General features: G+C 31.7%; 19 protein-coding genes. 10 read left to right on the top strand and 9 right to left on the bottom strand.

The features are described from left to right. Positions 1-33 precede the first annotated feature (33 nt). Together O5633_RS01435 and O5633_RS01440 are read right to left on the bottom strand one after the other, a co-directional pair. Positions 34-420, bottom strand: a complete 387-nt coding sequence (locus O5633_RS01435; RefSeq protein ID WP_269610250.1) for a glycine zipper 2TM domain-containing protein — start codon at positions 418-420, stop codon at positions 34-36. Beyond that, positions 417-1,325, bottom strand: coding sequence for a DMT family transporter (locus O5633_RS01440; protein ID WP_269610251.1), 909 nt, complete (start codon positions 1,323-1,325; stop codon positions 417-419). The genes O5633_RS01435 and O5633_RS01440 overlap by 4 nt, the downstream gene beginning before the upstream one ends. 48 nt (positions 1,326-1,373) lie before the next feature. Between O5633_RS01440 and dnaG the strand changes: the two genes are divergently transcribed. After that, positions 1,374-3,401: a DNA primase gene (gene dnaG / locus O5633_RS01445; protein WP_269610252.1), complete on the top strand. Its 2,028-nt coding sequence runs from the start codon at positions 1,374-1,376 to the stop codon at positions 3,399-3,401. 22 nt (positions 3,402-3,423) lie between these two features. After that, the gene (locus O5633_RS01450) at positions 3,424-3,723 is read left to right on the top strand and encodes a hypothetical protein (RefSeq protein WP_269610253.1); all 300 of its coding nucleotides are present in this window, start codon (positions 3,424-3,426) and stop codon (positions 3,721-3,723) included. Positions 3,724-3,736: 13 nt separating this feature from the next. Here the strand turns inward: O5633_RS01450 and O5633_RS01455 are convergent, their stop codons facing one another. The 5 genes from O5633_RS01455 to O5633_RS01475 all read right to left on the bottom strand — a co-directional run bounded on the left by O5633_RS01455 (position 3,737) and on the right by O5633_RS01475 (position 6,891). Next, the gene (locus tag O5633_RS01455; protein WP_269610254.1) at positions 3,737-4,195 is read right to left on the bottom strand and encodes a serine hydroxymethyltransferase; all 459 of its coding nucleotides are present in this window, start codon (positions 4,193-4,195) and stop codon (positions 3,737-3,739) included. Positions 4,196-4,291: 96 nt separating this feature from the next. Further along, the gene (locus O5633_RS01460) at positions 4,292-5,569 is read right to left on the bottom strand and encodes a Y-family DNA polymerase (RefSeq protein ID WP_269610255.1); all 1,278 of its coding nucleotides are present in this window, start codon (positions 5,567-5,569) and stop codon (positions 4,292-4,294) included. A gap of 2 nt (positions 5,570-5,571) precedes the next feature. Then, on the bottom strand, positions 5,572-6,018 hold the full coding sequence (locus tag O5633_RS01465; RefSeq protein ID WP_269610256.1) for a LexA family protein: 447 nt from the start codon (positions 6,016-6,018) through the stop codon (positions 5,572-5,574). A 56-nt stretch (positions 6,019-6,074) separates the two neighbouring features. Beyond that, positions 6,075-6,512: a 23S rRNA (pseudouridine(1915)-N(3))-methyltransferase RlmH gene (locus O5633_RS01470; protein WP_269610257.1), complete on the bottom strand. Its 438-nt coding sequence runs from the start codon at positions 6,510-6,512 to the stop codon at positions 6,075-6,077. Between the two features lie 13 nt (positions 6,513-6,525). Further along, a complete protein-coding gene (locus tag O5633_RS01475; protein ID WP_269610258.1) occupies positions 6,526-6,891 on the bottom strand; it encodes a hypothetical protein in 366 nt (121 codons plus the stop codon). A 111-nt stretch (positions 6,892-7,002) separates the two neighbouring features. Here O5633_RS01475 and rsmA point away from each other — a divergent pair, with 111 nt between their 5' ends. From rsmA to secF, 6 genes are all read left to right on the top strand, one after another. Beyond that, positions 7,003-7,875: a 16S rRNA (adenine(1518)-N(6)/adenine(1519)-N(6))-dimethyltransferase RsmA gene (gene rsmA, locus O5633_RS01480; protein WP_269610259.1), complete on the top strand. Its 873-nt coding sequence runs from the start codon at positions 7,003-7,005 to the stop codon at positions 7,873-7,875. After that, positions 7,853-8,812: a 4-(cytidine 5'-diphospho)-2-C-methyl-D-erythritol kinase gene (gene ispE / locus O5633_RS01485; RefSeq protein WP_269610260.1), complete on the top strand. Its 960-nt coding sequence runs from the start codon at positions 7,853-7,855 to the stop codon at positions 8,810-8,812. Before rsmA ends, ispE begins: the two co-directional genes overlap by 23 nt. Next, complete coding sequence (locus O5633_RS01490) at positions 8,799-9,161, top strand: DUF3082 domain-containing protein (RefSeq protein ID WP_269610261.1); 363 nt, start codon at positions 8,799-8,801, stop codon at positions 9,159-9,161. The genes ispE and O5633_RS01490 overlap by 14 nt, the downstream gene beginning before the upstream one ends. Before the next feature lie 194 nt (positions 9,162-9,355). Further along, entirely contained in the window at positions 9,356-10,345 is a 990-nt protein-coding gene (locus O5633_RS01495) for a pyruvate dehydrogenase complex E1 component subunit beta (protein ID WP_269610262.1), read from the top strand. 2 nt (positions 10,346-10,347) lie between these two features. Next, the gene (gene secD / locus O5633_RS01500) at positions 10,348-11,838 is read left to right on the top strand and encodes a protein translocase subunit SecD (RefSeq protein WP_269610263.1); all 1,491 of its coding nucleotides are present in this window, start codon (positions 10,348-10,350) and stop codon (positions 11,836-11,838) included. Between the two features lie 24 nt (positions 11,839-11,862). Then, the gene (gene secF / locus O5633_RS01505; RefSeq protein WP_269610264.1) at positions 11,863-12,828 is read left to right on the top strand and encodes a protein translocase subunit SecF; all 966 of its coding nucleotides are present in this window, start codon (positions 11,863-11,865) and stop codon (positions 12,826-12,828) included. A 294-nt stretch (positions 12,829-13,122) separates the two neighbouring features. On the opposite strand, the gene O5633_RS01510 is transcribed toward secF, so the two are convergent. Next, the gene (locus O5633_RS01510; RefSeq protein WP_269610265.1) at positions 13,123-13,320 is read right to left on the bottom strand and encodes a hypothetical protein; all 198 of its coding nucleotides are present in this window, start codon (positions 13,318-13,320) and stop codon (positions 13,123-13,125) included. 145 nt (positions 13,321-13,465) lie between these two features. On the opposite strand from O5633_RS01510, the gene O5633_RS01515 reads away from it, so the two are divergent. Further along, on the top strand, positions 13,466-15,115 hold the full coding sequence (locus O5633_RS01515; RefSeq protein ID WP_269610266.1) for a glycosyltransferase family 39 protein: 1,650 nt from the start codon (positions 13,466-13,468) through the stop codon (positions 15,113-15,115). A gap of 53 nt (positions 15,116-15,168) precedes the next feature. After that, the gene (locus O5633_RS01520) at positions 15,169-15,306 is read left to right on the top strand and encodes a hypothetical protein (protein ID WP_269610267.1); all 138 of its coding nucleotides are present in this window, start codon (positions 15,169-15,171) and stop codon (positions 15,304-15,306) included. Between the two features lie 8 nt (positions 15,307-15,314). On the opposite strand, the gene O5633_RS01525 is transcribed toward O5633_RS01520, so the two are convergent. After that, positions 15,315-15,659, bottom strand: a complete 345-nt coding sequence (locus tag O5633_RS01525; RefSeq protein ID WP_269610268.1) for a hypothetical protein — start codon at positions 15,657-15,659, stop codon at positions 15,315-15,317. Positions 15,660-15,693: the final 34 nt, after the last annotated feature.

Consider the following 15,693-nt stretch of genomic DNA (forward strand, 5'->3'; position numbering starts at 1 on the left):
TTTTGATTAAACTTTTCTGAATATTAAATATACTCAACCACCATCAATCTGACATCCAACCATTGAGCCTCCTACTAAACCGGCTGGAATTGCCCACCAACGATCTTTTCCTCTGGATATTGCCGTAGCCAAGCCAGCACCTAAAATACCTCCTGCAATTTTGCCTTCAGAGCAATCATTGTTATCAAATTCATTGGTATTAATTCCTGAGTCAACACCTGGGCAAGGAACTTCTACAGTTTCCTCCCACTTCTTGACATATCCGGGATCTTTTCTTGTTCCTGGAATATATTCTTCTCTATATTCGTTCCTAGTACAAGTTCTACTTGTTGAGTAACCTCGCTGATACTCATCTGCAAGAATTGTTGTTGATCCAGTGCAAATAAGAACTATAGAAAAAATTAAAGATTTACAATTCATATTTTTGCTCGTGAGATTTTGGATGCACTCATACTAATAATAGTGGAAATAAGTACGCAAAAACCACCTAAGTAAATTGAACTTGTTATTGTTTCTTTGAAAATGAATACTCCCCATATACTTGCAAAGATAACCTGGGAATAATTTAGGGAAGTTGCTTGGCCAGCTGGTAGTAGTCTTAAACCCTCTGTTATACAGAGTTGACCAATCTGTGTAAAAACACCGATACCTATTATCCAGAACCAATCTGTTCCGATTGGTAAAACAAAATCATTAATAATAAAAGGAATAGATAAGGGGATCGAAACCAAAGGAAAGTAGTAAATAATAACAAGAGGGTGTTCTTTGGAAGATAATTTTCTTACACATATATATGCTAATGATGTCATCAATGCTCCCAATATTGCAATTATTATCGCTAATAGTGTTTCTTGAGTATTACTGTTGGGATTAAATTCTGGTTGACTAACTAAAACAATACCTATCCAACCAATAATGATTGAATATACAATTCTCATTAATATAAATTCTTTTAAAATTAAGTAAGCACATATCACTGTAAAAGTGGGATAAATGTATTGTATTACTGTTGCTGTTGCTATTGGTAATATTGTAAGAGCTTTGAAGATACAAAATAGTGCAACTGTTCCTAGTAAACCTCTTATAATTAATAATTTTTTCTGATATCCCCAAGGGTTGATTTTATTTTTATATAAGAAAAATCTTGTTAATATTATACTTATAGTAGCCCTAGCAAAAACAAGCTCTGAGATAGGTATCCTCCCCCCAACTGCCTTAACACAAACACTCATAAGGCTAAATGCAAAACCGCTTCCTATTAAAAATTTGATCCCTTTTATTTTTTCTTCAATATTAAATTCATCTGTAAGTTGTTTTTCTCTCAATTTCTAAATCTCTCAACTAAATATTTAAAGATCAATTAAAATTATCATATGACTACTGCTCGACTACATCCTAGGACAATTGAGTCTGTCAAAGAGCGTGTAGACATTGTTGATGTTGTTGGTGAACACGTCGTCTTAAAGAAAAAAGGTAAAGAATATGTTGGAATATGTCCTTTTCATGATGATAGTAAGCCTTCAATGTCAGTAATCCCTGGCAAGCAATTTTATTATTGTTTTTCATGTGGTGCGGGTGGGAATGCAATTAAATTTTTAATGGAGTTTCAAAGGCAAAGTTTTAGTGATGTTGTACTTGAGCTGGCTAAAAAATATCAAGTACCAATAGACACAGTTGAGGGACCTCAACAAGAAAGACTCAAGCAACAGATTTCACGTAGAGATACACTTTATCGTGTTTTAAAACTCGCTACAGGTTGGTTTAGAAATCAATTAAATTCACCATGTGGAGAAAATGCTCTTAATTATCTTAAAAATAAGCGTCATTTAAGTGATGGTACTTTAATTAATTTTGAGCTTGGATATGCACCAGATAATTGGGATTCATTACTCAAATATTTTGTAGATATAGAAAAAATCAGTGTTGAGATCCTTGAATTGGCTGGATTAATTGTTCCTAGAAAAGGTGGTAATGGTTTTTATGACAGATTTCGTAATCGTATTATTGTTCCTATACATGACAGGCAAAAAAGAGTTATTGGTTTTGGAGGAAGAAGTCTTGATGGGTCAGAGCCTAAGTATTTAAATTCACCTGAGACTGAAATCTTTGAAAAAGGTAAAAATCTTTTTGGTTTAGACAAATCAGCCCTTTCAATTAGAAAAAAAGATTATGCAGTTGTAGTTGAAGGGTACTTTGATGTTATGGCACTTCATGATTCTGGCATTAAAAATGTTGTCGCCTCTTTGGGGACTGCCTTAAGTAGTAATCAAATTACGCTTCTTTCTCGTTCTACCGATAGTAAAAAGATCCTTTTAAATTTTGACTCAGATAATGCTGGGATTCGTGCTGCTAATCGCGCTATTAGTGAGGTAGAAAACCTTGCTATTCAAGGTCAGCTAGATTTAAGAGTTCTTCAATTACCTTCAGGCAAAGATCCAGATGAGTTCCTTAAGGATAATTCACCATCCGAATATGAAGCATTAGCAGTGAAATCTCCTCTTTGGATGGATTGGCAAATAGATCAATCATTAAAGGATTTAGATTTAAATAAATCTGATCAATTCCAGGAAGCTGTTAGTACTTTAGTAAGTCTTCTTGGCAAGTTACCTCAAACAGCTATCAGAACACATTATTTACAGAAGGTCGCTCAGCGTCTTAGTGGAGGTCAAGGTAGATTCGCTCTGCAACTAGAAGAAGATTTACGTAGCCAAATCAGTGGTCAAAGATGGCACGGACGTTCAAAGAAATATGATAAACCTCAAGAAGTTAGTCTAAGAGAAAGAAGCGAAGCAGACATCCTTTTTACTTATATTCACTGTCCTAACTATCGATCATATATTCGTTACGAATTGAGGTTAAGGGATTTAGATGATTTTGCAATCAATCATCATCGAGCAATATGGTCAACTATAACTAACATTGAGGAGAATAAGTTCGGTTCTGAAACTGTTGAGAAGATAAATCGTTATAAAGATTCAAATAATATTTTAGCCGATGTCGAGTTAATGAAAAATTTGTTAGATAACTTTCTCGTTAATGATAATGAACATCTTTCTAAACTTAACCCTTTAATAGAGGCTTCTGAACTTCGTTTAGCAACACTAAGTGACCCTGAGTCGCTTATCCGTGGAGCCCTAGCTGCTCTAGAAAAGCAAAAATCCTTAAAACGTTGTAGACATTTAATTGATGCATGGAGTTCTCAGCGATTACAGACTCTTGAAAACTGTATATCCTCTCTTATTGCTCAGGAAAGTTCTGAGCCTAGTAATTCATCAGATATGGAACAAAAAGTTATTAGTATGTTTGAAGAGTTAAATAATGACGCTATAAATTTTCAGCAACTTTACTATGCTGAGAGAAAACATATATTAAATTTAGATCAACAGCGATGTTTTAAATAATTTTTAATAGCTATATTTATCAATGAAAAATTCCTCTCCCTTTAATTTAGAAGAATGTTCTTTATCTAATGAACTTTGGCCTAATTTTATCAATAAAATTGGACTTATTAAAGCAAAGTTAGCTGTACAGCAATCTCTCGATCTTCAGAGAATGCAGGGATCGACTGCTACTCTTCCTGTTCTTATCCTTGAGACATGTGGAACAGCTCTTGTTAATTCTAAGGCTGTTAAGACCTGTATTGGTCTTTCTTACTTGGACCAAGGAATGGTTTTGATTTTTAGTAGTAAATTAAAGGCTATTCAATTACTTAGAGACAATTAATATTACTTGATTATTATAGACAATATTTTTTTAATTCTTTTTCTACTAATTTTGGTTTGTCTTCTAATATATATGCTTGTCTTTCCTTTTCTTCCTCTCCAGATATTTTTATAGATCCATTTAAAGCCTTCAATTTCGATGAGTTCATTGATAATTTTCTATCTATTTTTAATAGATTTCCATTGTTGCATTCTTGAGCAACATGAACAGCTTCATGTCTTAAAGCTTTTTTTATATGTAAGGCTGTCCTTTCATGAATATCCTTATCTTTCTTTCTTAGAAGCGTATAGCCTCCTCTCATCTTTGCATTGCTTGTACAAATGATAATTTCCTTTTTTTTTCTATCAAAGAAGCCTACATAGCTTTCACTTAATAAACATAGTTTTGTATTTTCTGCTGTTTTATATCCTGCCTTTTCAATTATTTTTATTATTTCTACTTCTGTTCTATCTAAAAAATCTATGAACTCCATTATTTTTTATTTTAAGATTATTATTTATATTAATTTAGCATAAAACTTTATTTCAATTCTAATATGTAGCATCATTGTTAAATATTATACTAACTACTAATTAGCATATATAGTTGGAATGTTTTCTATATTTGTTGTCTTTATACTAGATAGTTTTTTTCTTCGCGGTCTCCATTCTTTTTCAATAATTGATGATCCCCAACCTATTGTATCTATACCATTTCTCGAATTAATATTATCTATTATATTATCTAGTCTCTGCAGATATAAGTCTTCTTGAATATCTTGTTTATCAAATATTAGGTTTTGTTTGTATTTATTGCTTTGAAGTTTATGCAATATCACACCAGCCTTTATAAATTTTTTATAAGGTTTAAAAATTTCTTTCGTTAGCGATAGACTTTTATCAATCATTATTTTTGAGTTAGAAGTTGGGAAGCTTAATTTTTCTGTTGCTTCACTTTTAAAAAAATCTTTTGAATGAGTATTTGTATTCGTAAAAACTGTGATTGCTGAAGATGATTGATTATATTTTCGAAGTTTAGCACTTGCGATTAAGACATATTTAATGATTACTTGACTCAATTCTTCTAAACTATCTATTGGATATGAAAGACTTCTGCTTACACAGATTTCTTTTCGATCTGATGATTTTTCTTTTATTGGGATACAGAGCTTTCCTTTTAATTCATTTTGAATACGTAGACCAACAACACCATATTTTTCTTTGATTTGGTCGTTTGACATATCTCTAAGCTCTAGAGCATTAGTGACCCCTTTGCTCTTTAGCCATATGGACATTCTTTTACCTATCCCCCAAACTTTATCTACTTTAATTAGATTAAGATAAGGATCTTTGTTTCGAATAATACCTATATCAAAGATACCTGAATTGTTTTGTATTCTTTTTGCTAGATGATTAGAAATTTTTGATAAAACTTTTGTCTCACCAATACCGATAGCTATTGGTATTCCTATGTTTTGATAAACTAAAGCTCTTAAATCTTTTCCCCATTGATATAAGCACTTATCTTTTGGACGTTTTATCGTTCCAAATGCTTCATCTATAGAATAGATTTCCAGCTCTTCACAATTATTTCTTAGTAGTTGCATTAATCGATTACTTATATCACCGTAAAGCTCATAATTTGAACTTCTTACTTTTATATTTAATTGAGTTAGCTTATTCTTTAACTTGAAATAAGGCTGTCCCATAGGGATTCCCATCTTTCTAGCCTCTGAACTGCGAGCTATTATGCATCCATCATTATTCGAAAGTACAACTAAGCCCTTTCCTTTTATAGAAGGATCGATCAATTGTTCACACGAGGCATAGAAATTATTTCCATCAATTTGAAGTATTGCTTTGGACATAATTAGGCTTTTGTTTTTTTTAGTTCATGTATCGAATAAATCGCTACTCCCCATATTTGTATATCTATATATTCATATATGTTTATTGCTGGATAATTTTCTTTATCTGCTCTTAGATAATAATTATCTTGCTTTTTTATAAGTCTTTTTAAAGTAAATTCTCCATCCAAGAGAGCAACTACAATATGTCCAGACTTTGGATTTATACTGCGATCTATTATTAATAAATCATTATTATAAATGCCTGCGTTATTCATTGAACTACCGCTTACACGTAGAAAGAACGTACTTATTGGATTTTTGATTAAGTATTTATTTAGATCGATCCCGAGTTCTATGTAGTCTTCTGCAGGAGAAGGGAAACCTGCCGAAATAGTTTCTGTTACTAATGGAATTAATATTGTCGACGAATCTTCATTTAATGAAGAGTGCGAACTCTTTGAATCCATAGGCCCAGATCAACACAAACAGTATAGTACATACGAACTATACTGTTTGTGTATTTTTATTCCTTGTGGTAAGGACCTCCTTGGGTAATGGTTTTTGCGCGGTAGAGTTGTTCTATTAGTAAAAGGCGAGCTATTTCATGTTGAAAAGTTAAATGTGAAAGACTTAGTTGCCAAGAGGCGGAATTGTTGAGGGAAGGAGGGAGGCCCGAAGCACCTCCAATAACAAAAATAATATTTTGATTGTGAGAATTTAGAAGTTTTGTTGCTAGTTGATTTGAAGTTAAAGATTCTCCATTTTCATTAAGAGTTACGAGGATTTCATTTTTCGTTATGATTTCTTTGATCATATGTTCTTCTTTTGTTTGGTTGTTGTCTTTTATTTCTATAATTTTTAAACCAGGTAATCTTTTTAAGTACATTTCTATACCTTCTTGAATCCATTTTTTTTTAATTTTTCCAATGGCAATGATTTTGTAATGTGAAATATTAAGCATAAAAAAGATATTTCTAATCGATATCATCTTCGAGTAGAAATTGTTGAAATTGGGTATATAGGTTTAGTGAGTCTTCACTTGTAAGATCTTTAGAATTTTCATTGATAGATGGATCTAAGTTGGAAGAAATTTTCACATTATTTGATTCAAGTTTTTTCAGTCTTTCTAATAAATGAGGTGGTACATTGCCATCGGAACTTATTTCCATCAACTCTCGAAAAAGTTGTTCAGGGTTTGTTTCGATTTCAACAGGGTGTAACTTGTGATTTTTTGTTTCTTTTTGATTTTTTAATTCATTTGATTGAGGTTTTGATATTTCTTTAGGAAGTTTTCGTCCTAGTTCTTTTAAGCGTTCAAGGCTATGGCTATCAAAAGTCATTTTAAAAAATGTATATTGATTGAAGATCTTCTTGTGAGTATATTTTAAATAATTTATTTTTATTTGAGTGAAATATGTGATTGTTTCTAATGTGGTTTGAAGATTGTTCGTATGGGTGATAACACTTTGAATTATTTTAGGCATATCCCTAGAAAACGCTTTGGGCAACATTGGTTGAAAGACCAGGTTGTCTTGGATCAAATAGTTAAAGCTGCCGAATTGAATTCTGAAGATTGCGTATTAGAAGTTGGTCCAGGTAAAGGAGCTTTAACTGAAAAATTAATTGAATCCCAAGCAAGATTCATCCAAGCAATTGAGCTGGATAGAGATTTGGTTGTTGGTTTGAAAAAACGTTTTAGTCGTCAAATTAAATTTAGTTTGAAAGAGGGGGATGTTCTATCTGCTCCACTGGAGGCTGAAAATGGACTGACTATTAACAAGGTTGTAGCTAACATTCCATATAACATCACGGGGCCACTATTAAAAAGATTGATTGGTGAATTAAGAAAAGGACCTGAATATAGTTTTGAAACTTTAGTTTTACTTATGCAAAAGGAAGTTGCACAAAGACTTGTAGCCTTACCTGGAACTAGTAACTTTAGTGCCTTAAGTGTACGGATTCAGCTTTTAGCAAAATGTAATCTCGTATGTGATGTGCCCTCTAAATGTTTTCAACCGGCACCTAAGGTGGATTCCAAAGTAGTTAAGATTTCACCCTTCGTACCTAGTGAGCCAGATTTTTATAAAATAGGGAATTTGTTAGAGCAACTTTTGAAACATGCTTTTGCTGGTAGAAGAAAGAAATTACGAAACACGATTGGAAGTTTTGTTACTTCTAACGATCAGATAAACGAATTTTTAGCCTACAGAGGTATTAGTCTTGATCAAAGACCACAGGAAATTTCACCTTCCAATTGGTTCGCCTTGGCAAAAGCTTTAAAAGAAACTTGTGTTATTGAAAATGGTCCCTTCCAAAGCAAATAAAGATTTTCTTATCGCAGAAGCACATGCAAAAATCAATCTACATCTAGAGATTTTAGGTATTAGAAACGATGGCTTTCATGAATTAGCAATGGTCATGCAAAGTATTAATTTAAGTGATCAATTGAAGATGATAAAAAGTGGAGATAATAATATTACTCTTAGATCTAATAATAACGAGATAAGTAATGGTGAGGATAATCTAATAATAAAAGCTGCAAAGTTGTTGAGAAATAAAGTAGGAAATACACAATTAGGTGTTGAGATTAAACTTGAAAAAAATATCCCTATTGGTGCAGGATTGGCAGGCGGATCTACAGATGCAGCTGCAACATTGGTTGGATTAAATAAACTCTGGAGGTTAAACCTTAAGACTGAGGAATTAGAGAACTTATCAAAAGAAATAGGGTCAGATATCCCTTTTTGCATATCAGGAGGTAGGCAGATCTGTTTTGGTAGAGGTGAGATTTTAGAAAAATTAAAATTTGATCAGTTTAAATTGGGTCTTATTTTGGTTAAAGATCCTTCAATACAAGTTTCTACTCCAATTGCATATAAAACATATAAAGAACAGTATGGTGATAGCTATCTTGAAGATGATAGGGATTTTGAGAACAAGAGAAGCATGATCAGATCTAATGACTGGTCTGATCAGTCGCTATTAAATAATCGCAAAGAAATACAAAATGATTTACAAAAAAGCGTTCGCCCCATAACACCAGAGGTCGAAAAGTCATTGAATATATTGTCTCGTTTACCTCATTCCCGTCTCGTTTCAATGAGTGGTTCTGGTCCAAGTTGTTTTGCCTTGTTTCAAAATTATGACCAGGCAAATAAAGTACTTAAAGAACATGTTAATGAATTTGAAAGAGCTGGTTTATCAGCTTGGGCATGTTCAATGATGTCTAATGGAGTTCAATTACGAAATGAATTCACCTAGTAATGGGTTTAACAATGAATCCGATGAATCAGCCAATCCCTCATTAAGCCCTTTAGATACTGCTAGCTCTGAGCCAAAGAAAGGCCCCTTGAGCTTTCTATCAGGTTCGATTACGAGTTTATCTTTTAGCCTATTAAGCCTCTTTATTAGTAAAAAAATAGTTTTATATTTTTCTATTCATACTCCTAATTATTCTTCACCAATTGCTCAGAGTATTGCTTCCGGATTTAAAACACTAATTATTGGAATTAGCTTTCTTGCAACTTTTACGTTTGGTTTTATTGGACTGGGTTTGTTTTTAGTATTTATTCGCAGTTTGATAGAAGGCAATAAGCAAAAAACTGATTAGTATTTAAATATTAAATTGTCATATTTAGATCTTTCTATGACTCTTCATGATTTAGGACTTCTGGTTTTATTACTATCTCCTGGGATGTTGCTTTCCATATTGCTGTTATCGACTTTTGCTGCAGGTGGGTAATTAGGCCCTGTTTGAGATAGTTTGGAGTAACAAACCGGTAATCCGGACGATCTGTTAAAGCTGTGAAAGGGACTCTTTTATTTAATGCTCTTCGTGAAGCAATTGATGAAGAAATGGCAAGAGATGACTTGGTCTGCGTAATGGGTGAGGATGTTGGACAATATGGCGGGTCTTATAAAGTTACGAAAGATTTATATGAAAAATATGGAGAGTTCAGAGTCTTAGATACACCAATTGCTGAAAATAGTTTTACTGGTATGGCTGTTGGTGCAGCCATGACAGGTTTAAGACCAATTGTGGAAGGTATGAATATGGGTTTTTTACTACTTGCTTTTAATCAAATATCCAACAATATGGGAATGCTGAGATACACGAGCGGCGGAAATTTTACTATTCCAACAGTTGTTAGAGGCCCTGGAGGCGTTGGAAGACAATTAGGTGCTGAACACAGTCAAAGACTTGAAGCCTATTTTCATGCAGTTCCTGGTATAAAAATTGTTGCTTGTAGTACTCCTACAAATGCTAAAGGGCTAATGAAAGCTGCAATTAGGGACAATAATCCTGTTCTTTTCTTCGAACATGTTCTTTTATATAACCTTACAGAAGTGCTACCTGAGGGTGATTATGTCTGTGCCCTAGATCAAGCCGATCTTGTGAAACAAGGAAATGACATTACGATTTTGACTTATTCGAGAATGCGTCATCACTGTTTAAAAGCAGTTGAGATTCTTGAAGGGAAAGGAATTGATGTTGAATTGATTGATTTAATAAGTCTTAAGCCTTTTGATGTTGAAACAATTTCTAAATCCATCAAAAAAACACATAGGGTAATTATTGTTGAAGAATGTATGAAAACAGGTGGTATTGCAGCTGAATTGATGTCTTTAATTACAGAGAATTGCTTCAATGATTTAGATTCTCCTCCTGTACGTTTAAGTAGTCAGGATATTCCGACTCCTTATAATGGAAACTTAGAAAATTTAACCATCATTCAACCTCATCAGATAGTAGATGCTGCTGAGAAAATTATTAATAATGGTGGAGTAGATTAATAATGGGTAGAAAGAATTATTGGTTTCTATTTGTCATTTTATTTGGTGTATTAAGTATATTTACTATAACCAAAAATCCTTTTCAACTTGGTTTAGATCTTCGTGGAGGTAGTCAACTCACCTTAGAGGTTCAGCCTACTGAGGAAATTGCAAAAATTACTTCAAATGAAATTGAGGGCGTTAAGGCAGTTCTCGACAAGAGAGTAAATGGCTTAGGTGTTTCTGATTCTCAACTTCAAACTGTTGGAAAAAATCAATTGTTGTTAGAACTGCCAGGGGAACAGGACCCTTCGGGCGCAGCGAAAGCATTAGGAAAAACTGCTTTACTTGAATTCAGAATTCAAAAAAATGGTACAGATTCCCAATTAAGAGATTTACAAACTCAAAAAAGAAGTGTCGAATCTATTCTTAAATTATTAGATGAAAATAATAATTCGGCTCAGTTGAGAAAAGAGATTAATACTAATAGTGAAATTAATAATTTATTCGAAAAATTTAATATTAAATCCAACCAAATATTAGATGTCGATCAATTCTCCCTGCTAAGAGATGAGATACGTAAAGAGATAGCCAATTTATTTGAAACTAGTAAATTAACTGGTAAATATCTTACAAATGCAGGAAGACGTCAAGATCAAAATACTAATAATTGGGAAGTCACTTTAAGCTTCAATAATGAGGGAGGAGAATTATTTGCAGATCTCACAAAATCTATTGCTGGCACCTCACGATTGCTTGGAATTGTTATTGATGGAATTTCATATAGTGAAGCGAGTGTTGGCAAACAATTTGAGACGGCTGGTATAACTGGTGGTGCTGCAGAGATTAGCGGTGATTTCACTGCTGATGAGGCAAGGGAATTAGAGGTTCAATTAAGAGGCGGAGCTTTACCTCTACCGATAGAGATCATTCAAATAAGAACAATAGGACCTTCTCTTGGCTCTGAAAATATACGACTTAGTCTTTTTGCAGCTCTAGCAGGTTTAGTATTTGTAGCTTTATTTATGATTTTTGTTTATAAACTAGCGGGATTTGTTGCTGTATTAGCTTTGTCTTTTTATGCGCTATTTACTCTTTCTATATACGCACTCCTTCCTGTTACCTTAACCCTTCCTGGTATGGCTGGATTTATATTAAGTATTGGAATGGCAGTTGATGCTAATGTTCTTATTTTTGAAAGACTAAAAGAAGAATTACGTAGAGGAAATACGTTGATTCGTTCCATAGATGCCAGCTTTAAAAATGCATTTTCTTCGATCATTGATGGTCATTTAACCACCTTAATAAGTTGTATCACTTTATTTTATTTAGGTACAGGCTTTGTTAAAGGTTTTGCAGCTACATTGGGTATTGGGGTTGTATTGAGCTTGTTTACGGCCTTAACATGTACAAAGGCGATATTGAAGTTCCTAATGAGTTATCAAGGCCTCAGGAAAATTTCTAATTTTATTAATCCCAATCAGATTTCATCACCATCTATCAACGTTCAATAGCAACAAATTCAAATCAATTAAATTATGAAACCTAATTTTAATGTTCAACTCTATAAAAATAGAAAAATAGTTTGGCTTCTTTCATTTTCTTTATGTTTAATATCAATAATTGGAATGTTAATTTGCCTAAAAAGTCCTTCTATTAATGCCCCTTTAAACCTTGGTTTAGATTATACCGGAGGAACTCAAATAACTTTAGAGAGGAGTTGTACTGATTCTTGCAACTCCTTAAATACAAGTGACATATCTAATAATATAATTAAGTTAAAAAATCAGGATAAAATTTTTAGTTCAAATACTTCTCCTAATTTAACTAGATCACAAATACAATTGCTTGATAATTCAAAATTAATATCCATTAGACTGCCATTTTTATCTGCAGCTCAATCTCAGTCTGTAGTGGCCGAGGTGAATAAATCTTTTGGCCCATTTAACAATGAAAATACTTCAGTTGAAATTATTGGTCCAAGTCTTGGTAAACAATTACTTAAAAGTAGTTTAATTTCTTTATTCTTTGCTTTTTTAGGAATAGCTTTATATATTAACTTTAGATATGATAGAAGATATTCTTTTTTGGCTTTGTTTGCACTATTTCATGACGTGCTTATAGTTTGTGGTGTGTTTTCTTGGTTAGGTTATTTTTATAATGTTGAAGTAGATTCATTGTTTGCGGTTTCACTTTTGACTATCGCAGGTTACTCAGTTAATAATACTGTTGTTGTTTTTGATCGTATCAGAGAGAAAAGCCTATTAGAGAATAAATTAAGTTTTAAATATCAAATTGACAAAGCAGTTGATGCAACTTTAACAAGAACCTTATATACAAGTTTTACTACCATACTTCCATTGATTTGTATATTGATCTTGGGTGGATCTACTTTGTATTGGTTTTCTTTTTCATTAGTTATTGGTGTTATATCCGGTTTTTGGTCTAGTATTGCTTTGGCTCCTTCGTTATTATCAATAACAAGTATTAAAGATGTAGTTTGATTAGATATGGGTTATAGCTTTTCTTTCAGATTATTTAATTATTTAAAAATCAATTGGATTCAGATACTTTTAATTTTACTTGCCATATATGATTTACGTATTGATTTAAAACTTTTAATAGATTTCTTTACTTTTTCTTCTCTTGTTTATACAATTTCTGAACATCCTTTGGCTATTACAACTTTGATTACTATACCAACTTTGTTTATCTCCATAAAACAAGCTTAATCAAGATAGTTCTTGTATTTTTATAATTTACACTTTTGTTTAATATATATATTATGCATTATTATCTTACTTTTTTGCTTTTCTAGAAGACTTAGGTTCAATTACTACCAATAGTTCCTCCATTTGAGTCATTAACTTTTTTACTTCTGCTGGCTCTGGCAGTGATAACTCTTCTGTTACGCCTAAATGCATTTTTCTCAGTTCAGTTCGTAAAATCTTTAATGAGGCTTTAACTTCCTCTTTCTTCTCTTTAGCGGTTGCCATCTTTTATGATTCTAATAATTATTATTATACATGATGTTATTAGTACTCCGTCTTTTAAATTCCCAAATCAAATTACTAAGGATATAATTTGATTTGATGTATAGTTCATTTAACTAAACCTTTAAATTTTTATTATTATTCGATCATGCGTAATATTCGGTCTAAAAGTATAAACTATGAGGATAATAAATTAAGACTTTTAAATTTTTTATCAAATAACAAAACAACAATAATACCTTTTCTTTTTATTTTCTCATATGTATTACTTTATTTTCTTATAGACTCTTCTACACAAAGTCTAGTTGCACATGATGAAGGGCTTTACGCAAGAAGAGCACGTTTGCTTCTGGAGTCTCAAAACTGGTTCGCTTCCCCTTTCTCTTCCCCTCACCATAAAACACTTGGTAGTTATTGGTTTATAGCATTATCTATAAAGTTATTTGGAAATAGCGAAATTGCTCTAAGGCTTCCAAGTATCTTAGCTTCTTTTCTTTGTTTAATTATTACTTATTTGATTGCATTGCACATTACAAATAAGAAGTCTGCATTTATCTCTGTACTCTCACTTTCATCTATGCCTTTATGGATTCAATATTCTAGATATACTAGTCCTGATATCACTTTTGTATTGTCTATTCTTTTAGTGATATGGCTTTTCTTGAGATCTTTAGCTGCTACAGATAATAGAAAACAATATATTTATATATTCAGTTCCGGCATTTTTATTTCTACGGCATTTTTCATTAGAAGTTATATGGCACTTGTCCCTCTAATAGGATTATCACCTTTTATTTTGTACCATTTACTAAGGAAAAAATTTATATTCAAATCGTTTTTTTTTATTGGAATATTAATTGGTTCTATTCCTACTATATTTAATTTATATTTTTCATATCAAAAGTTTGGTATCACTGGCATTACATCACTATTTGATTTTGCAAGAAAACAAGCTATTGGGGGCTTTGATTTTAATAACCTTATACTTACACCATTAAACTATTTATATTTAACATTCCCTATTGGGATTATAATAATTCTCCTCGTGTTACTTACATTTTCAAAACATAAGATTAATTATCCATTTTTAATTTACGGTTTCCCACTTTTATCTTTATCAATACTCTTATGCATGTCTACTTCATACCCTCATTATTATCTTTTTTTATTACCTTTTTTATCTATTTTATTTGGACATAAAATCTTTTCTTATTCTTTCAGATTTACTGAATCAAAAAATATCATCAAATATACATTGTCATTGTTTTTGATTTTAACAAGCTGCATTATATTATCTGCGTTTTTGTATTATAAACACTCCTTTATAGAGTATTCATACGGTAATCTTATTTTAGTATATATATTTTCTATAGTATTGATTTTGTCGTATATATCTTCAATAAGATTCCTTTATGATACACAATACTTTCGCTTTGATTTAATCAAATTCTTTTCTAATATTGTTATTACTCAATTTATTTCATTATCTTTTTTATATAACTTTGGAGTTCTTGGTAATCCTAATAATAAAACTAAGAAATTTTTAAAAGATGAAGCTGTCTCTAATATTATAAATTCCAATACCATATATTTATTTAGTGTAGATAGCAAGATTCAAACCTTATTGTCATACTATTTACCTTCATCGACAGTTGTTCAATCTTTTTCTAATATCAGAGTGTACGATTATGTAATTACAACTGATATAAATTCTTTAATTAGGTTTAAAGGTGAACGAGTCTTCAAACGAATCAAAACGATTGATAATCACTTCCTACTAATGAACATTAGTAAATAAAAATTTTATTTTTACAACATTTAAATTAAAGTAACCATAAAGTAATAAATCTAATGCTTAAAAGTGCCTACAAAAGATTCTGGGTCCCAGTTATGGGAAGGTTTATCACTAGATTAATACCTTTACTTGAAGGTAAGCCAGCCTTAGAAAAACCTACTTATGATATTGATGGTGATTTAAAAAAAGAGTAATTTTATATTTATTTGGGTAAGGAACCTCCATGACAATATCCAACTGCTATTGAGTTTATATCTAACTCACTTTGTGTTTTGTTTAGATTGTTTATTTTTAAATACTTTATAGTTTTATCTATGCACGATGCACTTGATGACGTATACCTTACTATTGGATATATGTATAATATTCCTGAAATTAATAGAGCAGAATAAGCTATATACTTTTTATTATTGTTAACAAAATTTGCCGTTTCTTTTTTCTTTTTGAGAAATTTAGCAAGCCAAGAATCTGGTAATCCAATTTGAACAAACAATAGTTCTATCCACCATGGAAGTTTTGTTTGATTTTTTTCCGAATTACTTTTCATAGTGATAGTTAAGTTGGATAGCCCTTTAATAAAA

The sequence above is a fragment of the Prochlorococcus marinus str. MIT 1013 genome, from assembly GCF_027359395.1.
Taxonomy (GTDB): Bacteria; Cyanobacteriota; Cyanobacteriia; order PCC-6307; family Cyanobiaceae; genus Prochlorococcus_B; species Prochlorococcus_B marinus_E.

Excerpts from the sequence above, each read along its gene's own strand:
- O5633_RS01435 (WP_269610250.1), bottom strand. The coding sequence starts at position 420 with ATGAATTGTAAATCTTTAATTTTTTCTATAGTTCTTATTTGCACTGGA.
- dnaG (WP_269610252.1), top strand. The coding sequence starts at position 1,374 with ATGACTACTGCTCGACTACATCCTAGGACAATTGAGTCTGTCAAAGAG.
- O5633_RS01450 (WP_269610253.1), top strand. The coding sequence starts at position 3,424 with ATGAAAAATTCCTCTCCCTTTAATTTAGAAGAATGTTCTTTATCTAAT.
- O5633_RS01455 (WP_269610254.1), bottom strand. The coding sequence starts at position 4,195 with ATGGAGTTCATAGATTTTTTAGATAGAACAGAAGTAGAAATAATAAAA.
- O5633_RS01460 (WP_269610255.1), bottom strand. The coding sequence starts at position 5,569 with ATGTCCAAAGCAATACTTCAAATTGATGGAAATAATTTCTATGCCTCG.
- O5633_RS01465 (WP_269610256.1), bottom strand. The coding sequence starts at position 6,018 with ATGGATTCAAAGAGTTCGCACTCTTCATTAAATGAAGATTCGTCGACA.
- O5633_RS01470 (WP_269610257.1), bottom strand. The coding sequence starts at position 6,512 with ATGCTTAATATTTCACATTACAAAATCATTGCCATTGGAAAAATTAAA.
- O5633_RS01475 (WP_269610258.1), bottom strand. The coding sequence starts at position 6,891 with ATGACTTTTGATAGCCATAGCCTTGAACGCTTAAAAGAACTAGGACGA.
- rsmA (WP_269610259.1), top strand. The coding sequence starts at position 7,003 with ATGGGTGATAACACTTTGAATTATTTTAGGCATATCCCTAGAAAACGC.
- ispE (WP_269610260.1), top strand. The coding sequence starts at position 7,853 with ATGGTCCCTTCCAAAGCAAATAAAGATTTTCTTATCGCAGAAGCACAT.
- O5633_RS01490 (WP_269610261.1), top strand. The coding sequence starts at position 8,799 with ATGAATTCACCTAGTAATGGGTTTAACAATGAATCCGATGAATCAGCC.
- secD (WP_269610263.1), top strand. The coding sequence starts at position 10,348 with ATGGGTAGAAAGAATTATTGGTTTCTATTTGTCATTTTATTTGGTGTA.
- secF (WP_269610264.1), top strand. The coding sequence starts at position 11,863 with ATGAAACCTAATTTTAATGTTCAACTCTATAAAAATAGAAAAATAGTT.
- O5633_RS01510 (WP_269610265.1), bottom strand. The coding sequence starts at position 13,320 with ATGGCAACCGCTAAAGAGAAGAAAGAGGAAGTTAAAGCCTCATTAAAG.
- O5633_RS01515 (WP_269610266.1), top strand. The coding sequence starts at position 13,466 with ATGCGTAATATTCGGTCTAAAAGTATAAACTATGAGGATAATAAATTA.
- O5633_RS01520 (WP_269610267.1), top strand. The coding sequence starts at position 15,169 with ATGCTTAAAAGTGCCTACAAAAGATTCTGGGTCCCAGTTATGGGAAGG.
- O5633_RS01525 (WP_269610268.1), bottom strand. The coding sequence starts at position 15,659 with ATGAAAAGTAATTCGGAAAAAAATCAAACAAAACTTCCATGGTGGATA.